Consider the following 16109-nt stretch of genomic DNA (forward strand, 5'->3'; position numbering starts at 1 on the left):
AGTTTGTATATCAGAAAGAATTTAGAAGTTTAAATCAACTAAAATTAGAACTATCAGAGTATATTTATTGGTACAACAACCTAAGGATCCATGGATCCTTAGATTACTTACCACCAGTTAAATATAGACATTTAAGATCAAATAGAAGTTATTAGTTAGTCTTAGATTAGTGCGTTCGATTTTAGATTGTACAATTAGGTGTTGACAATCCACTGTATATAAAGAATTAAGATGGTGATTGTTAGGAGTGAATATGGAAAAGATAGCAATAATGGTAGATTCTGGGGCAGATATTAGTCCGGACCTTGCAAGGGAGAAGGGTATATACTACCTTCCTTTGTATGTAAATATTGGAGGAGACTTCCTTAAGGATAGGATTGACATAAGCCCTGATGAGTTTTATTCCTATATTAAAAAAGAAGGAGTTCAAGCGAAGACAAGTCTTCCAGCACCAGGAGATATAATGGAGCTTATTGAAGAGATCAAAAATGACGGCTACGATAAGCTTATAATGATTACAATTGGAAGTAACTTTTCTGGAACCTTTAACCTTTGCGATATGATAGAAGCAAATGGGATTGAGACCTACGCCTTTGATAGTAGAAACCTAACTATGGCAGAAGGATTCTTGGCTCTTTTTGCCAAAGATCTCATAGATCAAGGAAAAAGCTTTGAAGAAGTAAAAGAAGGCTTGGAGAAGGCACGTGAGAATTCGAGAGTATTTTTCACTTTGGAATCCCTAAAATATATAATAGAAGGCGGAAGAGTCCCAAAGACTTTCGGCAAGCTTTCCGATGCCTTAAATGTTAAGCCATTAATTACAGTAAATCCTGAAGATGGAAAGTTTAAGCTAATGAAGATCGTCAGAGGAGAGAAGAGGATATTTAAGCAATTCTACAAGATTGCCAAGGAATATCTAGAAGATGCCAAAAACTACTATATATTTATAGCTAATGGAGACTCTACTGATATGGCAGAGAAACTTGAAGAGACACTAAAGGAATTTATTGATGGAGCAAGTCTATTTATCAGAGGTCAAATCTCCCCAACACTTGGGGCTAATACCGGACCTGGTCTATTCGGTTTTGCCTTTCTAAAGATAAACTAGTAAGGGTATTTTATGAATATGAAAAATAAGGACAATATTCTAGCTGAGATTGTAAAAAAGACCAAACTTCACTTCTTTAGGTCAGTCTTTAAGAACTATCATGCTTCGTCATTAAGCTTAGGTGAGAGTATGATCCTAGAAGTGATAGAATATCTTGAAAGGCCAAGTATCAACGACTTGGTCAAGTTTTTGTATATGTCTCAGCCCAATGTATCCTATAGGATAAATGTCTTACAGGAGAAGGGCTATGTGACAAAGAATAAGTCCGTGGAGGACGCAAGGATTACCCATATAATCTTGACAGATAAGTACTTTTCTTACAAAAGAAAGAAAAACGAACTGACAGCAAGGGTTCTTAGAAATGTAGAAAATAAACTTGACGAAAAAGAAAGAGAATATCTATACGAGAACTTAGATCTTGTAAATAGGGAGCTTGAAAAAGAGCTTAGGGAATTTCTTAGATAGAAAATAAGTTGAAAGCTCTTGTCGGAAATTCAAGGAAGATTCTTGACAAAAAACATATAATATAGTATTATATAGGATGTAGACAACAAAGAAGTACCCAACTCACCTGCCGACTTAAGTTTGTAGGTTAATAATTTTTAATTACGAGATTTAATTATAAATTGGAACGGGTACTTTGTGCCCGCTTTTTTTAATATATGGAGGTATACTTATAAAAGATTTAAGAATAAATGATGAAATTAGAGCTAAGCAAGTAAGACTTATTGATGAAAATGGTAATCAGGTAGGAATAGTTGACCTAAACAGAGCCCTAGATATGGCTTATGATAGCAAACTCGACCTAGTATTGATGAGCCCAAAGGCTAAACCACCTGTTACTAGAATAATGGATTACGGCAAGTTCAAATATGATCAAGAGAAAAAAGAAAAAGAGAATAGAAAAAAACAAAAAAATGCTCAACTAAAAGAAACAAGATTTTCTCTTAATATAGAAGATAATGACTTGCAAACTAAGGCAAATCAAAGCATGAAATTCTTAAATAACGGGGATAAAGTAAAAGTTTCTATAAGATTCCGTGGTAGAGAGCTTGGACGTAAAGAGCCTGGCTACGAATTGATGGATAAGTTTAAGACAATGCTAGGAGATTCTTACAAGGTTAGCAAAAAACCAAAAATGGAAGGAAGATCCCTAGTAATGTTTATAGAACCAAACGACGAAAAAGGAGAATAAGATGGCAAAGAAAAATAAAACAAGAAGAGCTGCAGTTAAGAGATTCAAAGTTACTGGCAGCGGTAAAGTAATGAGAAGAAAAGCTTACAAGGGACACCTTACAGCTAAGAAATCACCAAACAGAAAAAGAAGACTAAGAAAAGCAACAATTGTTTCATCAAGCGAATTGAAAAACGTAAAGAACATGATCGGTGCATAGGAGGATATAGATGGCAAGAGTAAAAAGAGCAGTAAACGCTAAAAAAAGACACAAAAAAGTATTAAAACAAGCTAAAGGATACTACGGTTCCAAGAGCCTTCTATTTAGAACAGCTAACCAAGCTGTAATGAAATCTCTTAACTATGCTTACATCGGAAGAAAGCACAGAAAAAGAGACTTCAGAAAACTATGGATCGCAAGAATCAACGCAGCAGCAAGACTTAACGGAACAAGCTATTCTAAATTTATGGGTAACCTTAAGAAAGCAAACATCGATATCAACAGAAAAATGCTTGCTGAACTTGCAGTAAACAACCCAGAAGAATTCGCTAAACTTGTAGAGCTTGCAAACCAAGCAGCTTAATGGTAATCAAATCTCAAGCTAACCCAAAGTTTAAATTAATAAAAAAGCTTAGAAATAAAAAATACAGGGATAAGGAAGGCCTTTTTGTCATAGAGTCGAGAAAGCTTGTCGAGGAAGCTATCAAGTCTCATGCTGACATAGACTTTCTTTTCCTAAGAGAGGGGATATCTTTTGAAGGAAATATCCCTTGCCTTGTATTTGATGATAATTGTTTTAACAAGCTAAGCGAATTAAAGTCGCCTGATGGCTACGCCGCTGTGATTAGGAAAAATAAAGCAGAAGACCTAAGCTCTGATAGGGTTCTACTCCTAGATCATATTTCTGATCCTGGTAATATGGGAACCATCATTAGATCTGCTGAGGCCTTTGGCTTTTCTGATATAATTCTTACCAAGGGATGCGTGGATATCTACAACGAGAAATGCCTAAGGGCATCTATGGGATCAGTCTTTAGGGTAAATATCATAGAGCTTAGCCTTGATGAGATATCTAATCTTAAAGATAATTATAGATTTCTTTCAAGTCATATGGAAGGAATCGATGTTAGAAAGTATGATAGTTCTAACGATTCGATAGTTCTTGCTATAGGTAACGAGGCCAATGGACTGAGTGAGGATATAAGGAAATTGACCGACGATTTTATCAAGATTTCAATGCAAGGAGAAATCGAATCCTTAAACGCTGCGATAGCGGCAAGTATAATGATGAATACACTAGGCTAGTGATTCGGAAAGACTTTAGTTATTCTTATACAGCAAATTGGGGATGTTGAGAGCCTTTTAAGTAACGACTAGGGGTATTCACCGATGAAGCTTGAGATGAATAAAGTAGTCGATACGTTTAAGCTTACGTTAAAGCTAAGAGTGGATTTATATATGTATTTACTAGTAAATATGATATGTAAATCAAATAAGGTGGTACCGCAGAATTATCTGTCCTTTAGAGGGCGGATTTTTTTATTTGGAGGAAAAATGGAAGAGAATTTAACAAAAGTATTAGAAACTTTTAAGAATGAAATAGAAAGTGCCAAGTCCCTAGACGACTTGGAAAAGTTAAGAATAAAGTACTTAGGAAAAAAGGGTGAGATAACAGACCTTAAAAAATCAATCGCCAAACTTCCTAATGAAGAAAAGCCTGCCGCAGGTAAGCTAATCAACAAGACCAGCAAGGAAATAGAAGAAAAACTCGCCCTAAAAAACGAAGAGATCAAAAAAGTCCTTCTAGAAGAGAAGGTTAAGGCAGAAAAAATCGACGTCACAGCTCACTTTGATAAGCACGAATCAGGTCATTTGGCAGTGATTAACCAAACAATGGAAGAGCTAGAATCAATCTTCCAAAACATGGGCTTCGATGTAGTTGAAGGCCCAGAAGTCGATACAGTGAAATTCGTCTTCGATGATCTAAACTCACCAGAAGATCACCCAGCAAGGTCAACATCAGATACCTTTTATATCAATGATGAAGTATTACTTAGACCTCACACATCAAGCATGCAAATTAGGGTAATGAATGAGGGCAAACTTCCTATAAAGATGGTTTCAGCAGGAAGAGTTTTCAGAAATGACGAGGTCGATGCGACCCACTCACCAATGTTCCACCAATTGGAATGCTTGGTAGTTGACGAGAATGTCTCTATGGCAAATCTTAAGGCAACTCTTGAGACCTTTATAAAGGAAATGTTTGGAGATGAGATGAAATTAAGATACCGTCCTCACCACTTCCCATTCACAGAGCCAAGTCTTGAAGTAGATGTAACCTGCCCAATCTGTAAGGGAGAAGGCTGCCCTGCTTGTGGTAATACTGGTTGGTCAATGGAGCTTTTGGGTGGAGGAATGGTCCATCCAAATGTATTAGAGGCTTGTGGTATTGATAGCGAAAAATACACAGGTTTTGCTTTTGGACTAGGAGTCGATAGGATTGCCATGGTTAAATATGGACTCGATGACATAAGACTTCTTTATGATAATGACAAGAGATTTATGGAACAATTCTAGGAGGATATATGTTAGTACCTTTAATATGGCAAAAAGATTATATAAAAATAGATAAAGACCTTAAGACAATTACCGATAGGCTTTCAGAGACAGGATCGCACGTAGAAGAAGTTACAATCCACACATCTGACCTTGATGGAATCCTTGTAGGTAAGGTTACCGACCAAGATAAACATGCGGAGGCTGATAGGCTCCAAGTTCTTACAATAGATATTGGAAAAAACGAACCGATCACAATCATAACCAATGCCAAAAATACCAAAAAAGGCGACTTCCTTCCAGTTATCACATCAGGAACTAAGCTTGATGATGGAACGTTAATCGAAGACCATGACTTTTTTGGAATTGTAAGCCAAGGTATGCTTACAGCCTACAGCGAACTAGGCTATGAAGATTCAGTAATTCCAAAGGAACTTAGGGAAGGTGTTATAGTTCTAGAAGGAGAATACGAACCAGGTACTCCTTTAAGCGAGGTAATTCATTCAAACAGCCCTGTAATTGAATACGAAATCACACCAAACAGACCAGACTGCCTTTCAATAATAGGTATGGCAAGAGAAACTGCGGCAAGTTTTGGAGAAAAAATCACCTACCCAAGTCTCGACTTTAAGGAAAATGATGAGGATATAAAAGACTATTCTAATGGAGTTTCTATAGAAAGTGACAAGTGCAATCGCTTTGTAGCAAGAGTTGCCAAAAATGTCGAAGTCAAAAGATCTCCTCAATGGCTTCAAAACTACCTTATGCTTGCAGGCATGAGACCAATCAATAATATCGTAGACATTACAAACTTCGTAATGCTTGAAACAGGTCAACCCCTCCACGCCTACGACCTCGACAAATTAGCTGATCAAAAAATCATAGTAAGAGATGCTAAGGAAGGAGAAATCCTACAGACTCTTGATGGAGTAGATAGAAAGCTAGACCCTTCAATGCTAGTAATAGCTGATGGCAAGGAAGCAATCGGCCTTGCAGGTCTTATGGGAGGAATGGACTCTGAAGTAACAAAGGATACCAAAAACATCCTCCTTGAGGCTGCAAATTTCGATCAAGCAAATATAAGAAAGTCTTCTAAAACTCTAGGTCTTAGGAGCGAGGCAAGCTCAAGATTTGAAAAGGGAGTTCCAGTAGAGATGGCAGACTTTGCTTCAAGAAGGGCGATGAGACTAATTGACGAACTAGCTATAGGAGAAGTTGTCGGAGGATCTATTGATGAAGGAATAAAAGAAAGAGAAGAGATAAGAGTAGATCTTAGACTGGAAAGACTAAACATGCTAACAGGTGTGGACTTTGACCTAGATACAGCTATTAGAAACCTAGAGCTTCTAGAATTTGAAGTAGAAAAGCTTGATGAGAAGACACTTAGGGTAAGGGTTCCTTACTTTAGGAGTGATGTTACTATAGAAGCTGACTTGATAGAAGAAGTAGTTAGACTTTATGGTATGGGAAATATTGAAAATGCTCCTTTAGTATCATCCCTCCAAAGAGGAGAAAGATCAAAGAGAAGACTTCTAAGAGATGAGCTTTGTAGCAAGCTTGTTGGCCAAAAGTTCTCAGAGCTTGCAACCTATTCATTTATCTCCCCAAGAGAATATGACAGACTAGGAGTTGATAAGGACTCAGCCCTTCGTGATTATATTAAACTAATCAATCCACTTGGAGAAGATTATTCAGTAATGAGAACAAGTCAAGTTCCTTCTATGCTCGATGTGATTGCTAAAAATATCAAATACGGCCAAAAGGATATGAGATTTTTCGAACTAGATAGGACTTTCGAGAAAACTTCAGACAAGCTCCCAAAGGAGAACATCACCCTAACCATGGGCCTATATGGAGACTATTCCTTCTACGACCTAAAAGATTTCTTCACACTAGCCATGGGCGAGGTAGGCTTTACTGGCTTTACATTTAAGGCAAACGAGAACATCTACGCCTTCCATGCTGGCCGCTGTGCAGATATCTTCTATGAAGGAGACCATGTTGGTATAATGGGTGAGATTTCCTACGAAGTTCGTGATGAATATGACATAGACAAGGGAGCCTTAGTCCTTGAGATAAATCTTGCAAAGATTGAAGATAGAAGAGTAATAGATAGAAAATACAAGCAAATAGCGAAATTCCCTGCTATAGAAAGAGACTATTCATTCGTATGTGATAGAAATCTCGAGTCAGAACTTATAGAAAATACTATAAGAGAAAATGGATCTGGTCTTGTAGATGAGATCAGCCTATTTGACATCTATACAGGAGAGCATATAGAAGAAGATAAGAAGTCAATTTCTTATAAGGTCTTATATAGGGCTAAGGATAGGACCCTAAAGGATAAGGACATAGCAGGAATAGAGAAGAAAATCCTCGAATGTTTAGCTAAAGAGGACATTGAATTACGTAGTTAGGAGTAGTATTTGAGCGAATATAAAGTTGATGTCAAAATAGACGGCAAGACCTACACCCTAGTCTCCAAGGAGCCTAAGGAAAATATTAAAGATATAGCAGAAATATTTGATAGGAAAATCCAAGAAGTGAAATCCAATAGGCTTACTTTTGATAGGCAACTAGTATTGGCTGGTGTAAATATTACAGATGACCTCTATAGACTTGCCGAAAAGTACAAGAGCCTTAAGGAAGAAAGCGAAGTTCCTGTAAGAGAATACCCTAAGTTAAAAGAAGAAGTGTACCTAATCAGAAACGAGAAGGATAAGCTCCTTAGGGAAAGCTCGGAGGATAAAGAAAGACTCGATGAGCTAGATAAGGAAAATACCAAGCTTAAGAGAGATCTTGTAAGATACAAGGATTCTAAGGAAACAATAGATAAACTCAAAAACGAAGTCAAAAGGCTTCAAGTAGAAGTGATGGACCTTAGCAAGGAAAATGACAGCTTGAAAGGAAAACTTTGATGGCAAAATCTGAAATCCTAGCTCCAGTTGGCAACGAAGAGATGCTTTATGCAGGCCTTGCCGCTGGGGCTTCTAGCTTTTATATGGCAGTGGACGACTTTGGAGCTCGTGCCTATGCCAAAAATTTTGATATAGAAAATGTGGGAAGCTTTATCGACCTCATCCACCTATTTGGCAAGAAGGTATTTGTGACTATGAATATCCTAATCAAGGATGAGGAGATGGAAAAGGCAATATACTATGCCAAAAAGCTCTACGAATACGGGGCTGATGCCCTCATAATCCAAGACCTGGGCCTATTTACAATCCTAAAAGACCAAGTGCCTGGTATGGACCTTCATGCTTCAACCCAAATGGCTGTAAGAGACTATTATGGGGCGAAGAGCCTTATGGATATGGGCTTTGCTAGGGTAGTTATTGCAAGGGAGACTCCAATCGAAGAGCTTAGAAAAATTGCGACCCTTCCCGTAGAAAAGGAAGTCTTCGTCCACGGGTCCTTGTGCGTGTCATACTCTGGAGAATGTTTGATGAGTTCCTATTTTGGAGCTCGCTCTGCCAATAGGGGAAGATGTGCTGGGATTTGCAGGCAAAAATATTCCCTAATATCTGATGGTAAAACTTTGGCTGATGATTATTTCCTCAATATGAGAGATTTAAATGTAATAGATCAAATCGATCAGTTAGTAGAACTTGGCATAGATTGCTTCAAGATCGAAGGCAGGATGAAAAGTCCTGAGTATGTCTATACAAGTGTAAAAAGCTATAAGGATAAGATTGAGAGAAATTCTTATGATAAAAATGATTTGAGGGATATTTCAAACAGAGGCTACACTAAGGGCTTTATCTTTGGACAAAAGAGTGATTATGTAAGACTTTCATCTGATGCCAAACACAGGTCTGTTGGTAAAGTCATCAAAGAAGGAAATAAAAAGTACTTCATTAATTCATCCGACCTCCTTCTAGGAGATAATCTTGGGATAACTACAGACAAGGGCAAGAAATTACCCTTTACCTTGACTGAAGATCTTAAGAAAAATTCCAAAACTTATCTCGACAAATATCCTGATGCCAAGGAAGGGTCTGATGTATATATCCTAAATTCCCAAAAGATAGGACAGAATTTAGAAAAATCTCTAGGTGAATACGAAAGTCTTCCGATAGCAATCGACTTTAGGGCGATGGTAGATGGTCCTGCGAAAATTACCATGACCTACAAGGATTGGTCAATTAGCATAGAAACAGAAGATAAACTAGAAAGGGCTAAGAAGATTTCTTTGACTGAAGAAGACTTAAGGGAAAATTTAAGCAAGTTTGGGGATGATATCTACCAAGCAAGTCAAATTAATATAGTCATGGACCCAGATGTCTTCATTAGAAAAAAGGACATCAACAGACTAAGAAGAGAAGGATCTGCTAAGCTCAAAGAAGAAATCCTCAAATCCTTTAGGAGAGATGAGGTTGATATAGAAATTCCTAAAATAGATCATAAGAAAAATCACAAGAAAGAAATAAATGTAGAGCTTAAAAATACAAATGTAGATCCCAAGCTCCTAAGTGGATTTGATAATATTTATCTAGAAGAATATGATGGAAAATACGCTGGCCTTAGTCTTTATCTAAATCTTAACTCCCACACAGATTACGACATAGATGAGCTTATAGCCTTCATCAAGGAAAAAACAATCAAGGGCGTGGTTTTCAATAACTACAGGGACCTTGCCTTTGTTGATAAATTTATGGAAAATAATATAAAAATCAGAATCGGCAGATACTTAAATGTCTTCAACAAATTTACCTATGACTTTTACCATAAGTTTGCCGAGATGACCTCATCATCTGTAGAAGCTACATTCGATTCTATAAATCAAAACGGCAGAGACTTTGATGTAGAAGCCTTGGCCTTCGGAAGAATTGAGCTTATGAATATGGTCCATTGTCCATTTTCTACAATCAAGAAGTGTGGGCTAAAGGGGTGTGCTACTTGTAAGTTTAGAAATGGGGAAATGGTAAATGAAAATGGCGATAGGCTTAAGATAATTAGAAGAGAAGGGATAAGTAGGATTTATCCAGCTAGGGTCTCCAAGGTCGATAGGAGAAACTTTACCAACGATATTTCTTTCCTAGTCCAGGTCTTTTCGGATGAAGATATAAGAGATTACCAAGACAGAAAAGAAACTAACAATCTAAATTACGATAGAGGTGTTATTTAATGCGAGAAAAAAGCCTAAAGGTTTTAGAATACGACAAGATCCTAGAAAGACTTGCAGAATATGCAAGGTCAAAGCTTGTCAAGGAAGAAATCCTAAGTCTAAGGCCTTTTGATGATATAAATTATATAAGAGAAGAGCTTTACGAGACTTCTGCTATGGTCGATGTGATTAGGAAAAATGGAAACATAGACCTCTTTGGTCTCTATGATCTGACGGAAATTGTGGCCTATATTAGAAAAAATGGCATACTCGATCCAGGAGAGCTCTTAAAAGTCCTTGACCTACTTAGGGTTAGTGAATATCTTAAGGATTATGGGAAAAACATCGAAGATAAGAAGATTTCTGATGTTTTTTCTAGAATATCAACCAATGATTTTCTCAAAAACGAAATCGATAGGTCAATAATAAATGAGGAGGAAATAGCAGATTCTGCCTCATCAACCCTTAGAAATATTAGGCGTCAAAAGCAGAGGAAGGAAGCTGATATAAGGATTAAGCTAAATTCATATATCACAAATTCCAAATACGATGACGCCCTCCAAGACAAGGTAGTGTCGGTAAGGGATGGTAGGTACGTAGTTCCTGTAAAGACCAATAAGCGTGCCTTGATCGGAGGAATCGTCCATGACAAATCATCTTCAGGAAATACTCTTTTCATAGAACCAGGTGCCATAGTTGAGCTTAACAACCAGCTTAGGGACTTAGAGATTAGGGAAGAAGATGAGATTAGGAAAATTCTCGATAGGCTTTCTAGGCTTGCTCAAGGCTTCGATGTAGAATTACTAGAAAATCAGAAGTTGATAGCTAGGATTGATTTCCTCCAGGCTAAGTCTAAGTTTGCCCTAGAAAATGAGTATAGCCTTCCTATAATAACAGATGAAAAGGTACTCGATTTAAAATCAGCCAGACACCCCCTTCTTACTGGCAAGGTTGTACCAATCGATGTAAGAATCGGGGGAGACTACACGACCTTGATAATCACAGGACCTAATACTGGAGGTAAGACTGTAAGTCTTAAAACTGTAGGGCTAATAAGTGCTATGGCTCAGACTGCCCTTTTCATACCAGCCTATGAAGGAAGTAAGCTATGTGTCTTTGATGATATTTTCCTAGATATAGGAGATACCCAGTCTATAGAGATGAGTCTATCGACCTTTTCTGCATCCCTAACCAATATCGTCGATATATTAAAAAAGGCTACAGAAAACTCCTTGGTCCTCTTAGATGAGATAGGCTCAGGAACAGATCCAGTAGAAGGAGCTGCTCTTGCTATTTCTATCCTTAATTCCTTGACCCAAAAGAAGGTCATGACCTTTTCTACAACCCACTACAGCGAGCTAAAATACTATGCTGTAGAGACTCCTGGCGTAATGAATGCTTCGGTAGAGTTTGATGTCGATACCCTTTCTCCAACCTATAAGCTTGAAATAGGAACTCCAGGTAAGTCCAACGCCTTCGAGATTTCTAAAAGATTAGGTCTTCCTTACGAGATTTTAAATAATGCCAAAAATCTTATAGGAGATGATACAAAAAATATCAACAAAATCCTTGCAGAAATCGAAGAAGATAAGAAGGAAATTGAAGATAAGAATAGGGAAATCGAAAGCTATAAGAGAGAAATAGCTAAAATTAGAAACGAGCTTAAGGAAAAATCCAAGAGACTTGACCAGAAGGAAGAAGATATCCTAAGACAGGCTGAAGATAAGGCTAATAGTATCTTAGATAAGGCAAATAAGAGAAGTCAAGACATGCTCAAAGAAGCCAAAATGATGAGAAATGCCAATACTTCAGACATAGATAGGTCTCTAAATAATATTAGAAACAAATACAAAGAAGGAAGAATCGAAAGAGAAGGCGAGGGCCTTTACACCAAAGAGTCTAAGAATGCACCAGAAAGCCTAAAGGTGGGGGACACTGTCCTAATAGCGGGACTTAACGAAAAGGCAGAAGTAATCGAAGCTCCTGACAAGAAGGGTAATATCAAGGTGCAAATGGGAATCCTTAAGATGGATTCTAATATCAAAAACGTAAGTAAGATTAAAGGCGACAATCAGACAGAAAAAAACATCAGAAAAGTGTATAATACTAAAAAAGCCATGCATATCTCGCCAACCCTAGACCTTAGGGGTCAAAGATATGACGAGGCGATGAGAAATCTAGATAAATACCTTGATGATGCAATGCTAGCTGGTCTAAGTAAGGCCAAGATCATTCATGGAAAAGGAACTGGCGCCCTAATCAAGGGAGTCGGAGAAATTCTAGAAGGTGATAAGAGAATTGAAGACTACCGTTTCGGCGATGACAAAGAAGGCGGATACGGTGTTACTATAGTGAAATTTGGATAGAGAGGCAAAATGACAGATTTTAAAGAAATAATTGCAAAACAACTTGAGAAAATGGACCTAGGCTTAGGCTTTGAGGAGATTTATAAGCTAATAGAAATTCCACCTCAAGATAATATGGGAGATTACTCCTTTCCTTGCTTTAGTCTAGCTAAGACAATGAGGAAAAACCCTGCCCTAATAGCAGAAGACTTGGCAGAAAAAATTGACCTAGAAGGATTTGGAAAAATAGAAAACCTAAACGCCTATCTTAACTTCTATGTTGATAGGAAGGTCTTTGAAGAAGAAATCCTAAAAGAAATTCTAGAAAAGAAAGAAAAATATGGATCATCTGATAAGGGAAGTGGCAAAAATATTGTCATAGATTTCTCTTCTGTAAATATTGCCAAGCCATTTCATATTGGCCATATAAGATCTACCGTAATAGGAGATGCTTTAAGAAATATTCACAACTTTTTAGGCTACAACACTATAGCTAGTAACTATATAGGAGACTATGGTACCCAATTTGGAACTATGATTGCAGCCTATAAGCTTTGGGGAGATGAGGAAAAACTTAGGGAAAATCCTATCAAAGAGCTTCTAAATCTCTATGTAAGATATAATAAAGAAGCAGCAGAAGATGAAAAGATGATGAATGATGCGAGGGCTGAGTTTAAAAATCTTGAAAGCGGAGAAGAGGAAGCGACCAGACTTTGGAAGCATTTTAAGGATATTTCCTTCAATGAATTTGATAGAGTCTACAAGATGCTTGATATTGATTTCGATAACTACAATGGAGAAAGCTACCACTCTGAATTTATCCCAGCTGTATTAGAAGAGCTTAAGGATAAAGATCTCTTGGTAGAATCTGACGGAGCCTATATAGTAGACCTATCAGAATTTGATCTACCACCAGCAATTATAATCAAGTCAAATGGCTCATCAGCTTATATCACAAGAGATATAGCGACAGCTATCAATAGGAAGAAAGTCTACGACTTTGATAAGAACCTATATGTAGTAGCAACTCAACAAAACCTACATTTCCAACAATTATTTGCAATCCTAAAGCTTATGGGCTATGACTTCTATGACGATTGCAAGCATATTCCTTTCGGTATGGTAAGTCTTAAAGATCAGACCCTATCTACAAGAAAGGGCCAAGTAGTTTTCCTAGAAGATGTACTAAACAAGGCAGTTGATAAAACTAAGGAAATCATGGAGAATCGTGATAGCAAGATTGAAAATGTGGATGAAGTAGCCGAGATTGTAGGAATCGGAGCGGTTAAGTTCCAAGAACTCTACAACAACAGGATCAAGGACTATGTATTCGACTGGGACGAAGTCCTAAACTTTGACGGAGAAACTGGTCCTTATGTTCAATACACCTACGCCAGAGCCAAGTCAGTCCTAAGAAAGGCAGACTTTAAGGAAAATACAGAAATATCCTTCGAGAATATAACAAGCGATGAAGAATTCGCCCTAGTTAAAGCTCTAGGTAATTTTAAAGATGTAGTAGCTAAGGCAGCTGAAAAATACGAGCCATCACTAATTACAAGACATTTAACAGAAATAGCCAAAAACTTCAACAAATTCTACAATGCTTGCCAAATCAACGTAGAAGATGAAAAGCTCAAGGCAGAAAGACTAGCCCTAACATACGCAACATCAATAGTAATCAAAACAGGGTTGGGACTATTAGGGATTAAGACTGTGGAGCAAATGTAATGAACGATAGAATAAAAGACTTTATCCAAGTCTCATCCTATGCCTTTAGAAACACCTTAATCAAGATGAGAAAGCTATATCTTGCCTTTATCTTTATATTTATTAGGATATTTCTAGAGGGGAAAAATGTCTTTGGCTTTATAGGTGGGGGAAGTTTTGTAGGTATCATCAACTATCTAATCGATGTTGTATGTATTTGTTTCATAGCTCAAAGCTTAAGATCTGTAGTAGTCTATGGAAATACAGGGAAGAAATCTATAGGAAATTCTGTATCCAATTTCTTCCAACCCTTGCTTAGTGCAATGTTTTACCTATACATCCTAAAACTATTTGTAAATTTATTGACTATGCAAACAACCCCTAAAGGAGAGCTTGTTGTCATAATTATTGTAAAAGTCTTAAGCTCAGCCCTAATAGAGGAAGTCTATATAAATAACAAAACAGGACTTGATGCACTCAAATCTTCATTCAAATTTGTAGTAGATAACCCCCTAACCTACGGAATATACTCACTTATATTCATAGTAATAGAAAGTATGATAAGCCTAAATCTAGGTGGAGTAAAGATTATTGGACTAGATAACCTAATTGCGAGCCTTATAGTAGGAGCTATCCATACATTTTTCTGTGTGTTTAGGGGTCACTTATTCAAATATATAGACGAACATCCATATAGACAAAGAAAATTCATGAGAGGATGATAATTTGAGATTAGACGATTACTTTAGAAAATTTGTTGACAAACTAGGATATATAGAATTAAAGGATGAAGCGAGTTACGAAAAGCTAAAAGATCTTCCTCTTCCAATCTATCTTAAGGATATGAAAGAAGGAGTTGAAAATGGAGATATGGCTAATAAGATCAACCTAGACCTAATCCTTCAAGGCATGCTGATAAACATAGGGGCTGATAAGGACTTCCTTCACAATTACGAATATATCAATGTTTTAAACCATTACCTTAAGGAAGTAAGCGAATATGCTTCACAAAAGGCTATATCAGTAATGGACGAAGACTACGACAAGGCGCTCCTTATCCTAAGAGGGGCTTATATCATAGATCCAGAAGATAAGTTTAACGCCTATAATTACGCAAGACTCCTATGGCCGAAAGCCTATGAGGAAGATATCAAGGAGAAGGATGACTTTGTAAGAGAAGCTCTAAGAATCCTCCAGGAAATAATTGGAGAAGATGAAGACTTTGCCATAGCCTATTATGAACTAGGAAATATCTATGCAAATTTGGGAGAATATCTAAAAGCGAGGAACTATTACAATAAGGCTTTAAGTAAAACTAGCTCAGCAATAGCCCAGGATGAAGTAAGAGATAGGCTGAGAGAAATAAATGATAATGCAGACATAGAAGAAGCTCTATATTTTATTGGAAAAAGTAACTACAACGAAGCTATTATAAAACTTACAGAAATCTTATCCAAACACAAAAGGGCGGATGCCTATTACTATCTAGGGGTAGCCTATCAAAATCTAGGCCAATACGAAAACTCTATAATGGCCTTTTCTAACTCCTTAAGTGAAGGAGCGGAGTTTAGAGAACTATATAATGATTACGCAATTAGTCTTTATTTAAATAAGGAAATAGAAAAAGCCTTAGCTCTAATTAGAGAAGGGCTTAAGAAATATCCGGAAGATCCGAGACTATCCTACAACAAGATTCAAATTAATTTAAGCTTAGGAAATATAGCGGAAGCGAAAAAAGATATAGATAATATCTTAACCTTCGATGACCTAAGTGATGAAATAGTAGAAAATCTCGCCATAATGAAAGAACAATTTCACTTATAAGCAAGCAAAAATCGCCGTTTGAAAAGAATCGGCGATTTTTTTAATAAAAAATTTGACAAAAGAAAAATAAGCGTGTATCATATTAATTGTCATTCGGGAGATGACAAGCGAGAAAAGCTGAATTAAATAAAAAAATTCAAAAAAAGCTTGACAAAAGAAAATGACCGTGGTACTATATAAGAGTCAACGCGGTAAGCGAATGACATGAACCTTAAAAAATTAATATCAACGATCTATATAACTTTTAGTTATATAAGATATAAACGAAAACAACTAAAACCTTTAGT

The 16109-nt window shown here is 36.9% G+C and carries 15 protein-coding genes and 1 other annotated feature; all 15 genes read left to right on the top strand.

What is annotated here, in order from left to right; translation table 11 throughout:
• Positions 1 to 155: IS3 family transposase (locus MRZ08_RS05755; protein WP_297380416.1), on the top strand; the 155-nt coding region annotated here is incomplete at its 5' end.
• A 98-nt stretch (positions 156 to 253) separates the two neighbouring features.
• Positions 254 to 1108, top strand: a complete 855-nt coding sequence (locus tag MRZ08_RS05760; RefSeq protein ID WP_297380380.1) for a DegV family protein — start codon at positions 254 to 256, stop codon at positions 1106 to 1108.
• 12 nt (positions 1109 to 1120) lie between these two features.
• The gene (locus MRZ08_RS05765) at positions 1121 to 1573 is read left to right on the top strand and encodes a helix-turn-helix domain-containing protein (protein WP_297380382.1); all 453 of its coding nucleotides are present in this window, start codon (positions 1121 to 1123) and stop codon (positions 1571 to 1573) included.
• A gap of 82 nt (positions 1574 to 1655) precedes the next feature.
• Positions 1656 to 1772 (top strand) — a sequence feature (ribosomal protein L20 leader region).
• Complete coding sequence (gene infC / locus MRZ08_RS05770) at positions 1749 to 2303, top strand: translation initiation factor IF-3 (RefSeq protein WP_297380384.1); 555 nt, start codon at positions 1749 to 1751, stop codon at positions 2301 to 2303. (Overlaps the previous feature by 24 nt.)
• Position 2304: 1 nt before the next feature.
• On the top strand, positions 2305 to 2502 hold the full coding sequence (gene rpmI / locus MRZ08_RS05775; protein WP_297380386.1) for a 50S ribosomal protein L35: 198 nt from the start codon (positions 2305 to 2307) through the stop codon (positions 2500 to 2502).
• Positions 2503 to 2512: 10 nt separating this feature from the next.
• Positions 2513 to 2866 (top strand): 50S ribosomal protein L20, encoded by a 354-nt coding sequence (gene rplT / locus MRZ08_RS05780; RefSeq protein WP_297380389.1) that lies wholly within the window; start codon positions 2513 to 2515, stop codon positions 2864 to 2866.
• Positions 2866 to 3588 (top strand): RNA methyltransferase, encoded by a 723-nt coding sequence (locus MRZ08_RS05785; protein ID WP_297380392.1) that lies wholly within the window; start codon positions 2866 to 2868, stop codon positions 3586 to 3588. Before rplT ends, MRZ08_RS05785 begins: the two co-directional genes overlap by 1 nt.
• Before the next feature lie 249 nt (positions 3589 to 3837).
• Positions 3838 to 4860, top strand: coding sequence for a phenylalanine--tRNA ligase subunit alpha (gene pheS, locus MRZ08_RS05790; RefSeq protein ID WP_297380395.1), 1023 nt, complete (start codon positions 3838 to 3840; stop codon positions 4858 to 4860).
• Positions 4861 to 4868: 8 nt separating this feature from the next.
• Positions 4869 to 7256: a phenylalanine--tRNA ligase subunit beta gene (pheT, locus tag MRZ08_RS05795; protein ID WP_297380397.1), complete on the top strand. Its 2388-nt coding sequence runs from the start codon at positions 4869 to 4871 to the stop codon at positions 7254 to 7256.
• Positions 7257 to 7265: 9 nt separating this feature from the next.
• Positions 7266 to 7757 carry a cell division protein ZapA gene (locus MRZ08_RS05800; RefSeq protein WP_297380399.1) on the top strand — a complete coding sequence of 164 codons (492 nt, stop codon included), beginning with the start codon at positions 7266 to 7268 and terminating at the stop codon, positions 7755 to 7757.
• Complete coding sequence (locus MRZ08_RS05805; RefSeq protein ID WP_297380402.1) at positions 7757 to 9967, top strand: U32 family peptidase; 2211 nt, start codon at positions 7757 to 7759, stop codon at positions 9965 to 9967. Before MRZ08_RS05800 ends, MRZ08_RS05805 begins: the two co-directional genes overlap by 1 nt.
• Positions 9967 to 12312, top strand: coding sequence for an endonuclease MutS2 (locus MRZ08_RS05810; RefSeq protein ID WP_297380405.1), 2346 nt, complete (start codon positions 9967 to 9969; stop codon positions 12310 to 12312). Before MRZ08_RS05805 ends, MRZ08_RS05810 begins: the two co-directional genes overlap by 1 nt.
• Before the next feature lie 9 nt (positions 12313 to 12321).
• Positions 12322 to 14019 carry an arginine--tRNA ligase gene (argS, locus tag MRZ08_RS05815; protein ID WP_297380408.1) on the top strand — a complete coding sequence of 566 codons (1698 nt, stop codon included), beginning with the start codon at positions 12322 to 12324 and terminating at the stop codon, positions 14017 to 14019.
• Positions 14019 to 14720: a hypothetical protein gene (locus MRZ08_RS05820; protein WP_297380411.1), complete on the top strand. Its 702-nt coding sequence runs from the start codon at positions 14019 to 14021 to the stop codon at positions 14718 to 14720. Before argS ends, MRZ08_RS05820 begins: the two co-directional genes overlap by 1 nt.
• Positions 14721 to 14724: 4 nt before the next feature.
• The gene (locus MRZ08_RS05825) at positions 14725 to 15822 is read left to right on the top strand and encodes a tetratricopeptide repeat protein (RefSeq protein WP_297380413.1); all 1098 of its coding nucleotides are present in this window, start codon (positions 14725 to 14727) and stop codon (positions 15820 to 15822) included.
• Positions 15823 to 16109: the final 287 nt, after the last annotated feature.

It is taken from the genome of Anaerococcus sp. (assembly GCF_022770135.1).
Taxonomy (GTDB): Bacteria; Bacillota; Clostridia; order Tissierellales; family Peptoniphilaceae; genus Anaerococcus.

Bases quoted from the DNA above. Each gene is read 5' to 3' on its own strand.
- pheT (WP_297380397.1), top strand. From the start codon at position 4,869: ATGTTAGTACCTTTAATATGGCAAAAAGATTATATAAAAATAGATAAA.
- pheS (WP_297380395.1), top strand. From the start codon at position 3,838: ATGGAAGAGAATTTAACAAAAGTATTAGAAACTTTTAAGAATGAAATA.
- MRZ08_RS05765 (WP_297380382.1), top strand. From the start codon at position 1,121: ATGAATATGAAAAATAAGGACAATATTCTAGCTGAGATTGTAAAAAAG.
- MRZ08_RS05810 (WP_297380405.1), top strand. From the start codon at position 9,967: ATGCGAGAAAAAAGCCTAAAGGTTTTAGAATACGACAAGATCCTAGAA.
- MRZ08_RS05805 (WP_297380402.1), top strand. From the start codon at position 7,757: ATGGCAAAATCTGAAATCCTAGCTCCAGTTGGCAACGAAGAGATGCTT.
- MRZ08_RS05820 (WP_297380411.1), top strand. From the start codon at position 14,019: ATGAACGATAGAATAAAAGACTTTATCCAAGTCTCATCCTATGCCTTT.
- MRZ08_RS05760 (WP_297380380.1), top strand. From the start codon at position 254: ATGGAAAAGATAGCAATAATGGTAGATTCTGGGGCAGATATTAGTCCG.
- rpmI (WP_297380386.1), top strand. From the start codon at position 2,305: ATGGCAAAGAAAAATAAAACAAGAAGAGCTGCAGTTAAGAGATTCAAA.
- rplT (WP_297380389.1), top strand. From the start codon at position 2,513: ATGGCAAGAGTAAAAAGAGCAGTAAACGCTAAAAAAAGACACAAAAAA.
- MRZ08_RS05785 (WP_297380392.1), top strand. From the start codon at position 2,866: ATGGTAATCAAATCTCAAGCTAACCCAAAGTTTAAATTAATAAAAAAG.
- argS (WP_297380408.1), top strand. From the start codon at position 12,322: ATGACAGATTTTAAAGAAATAATTGCAAAACAACTTGAGAAAATGGAC.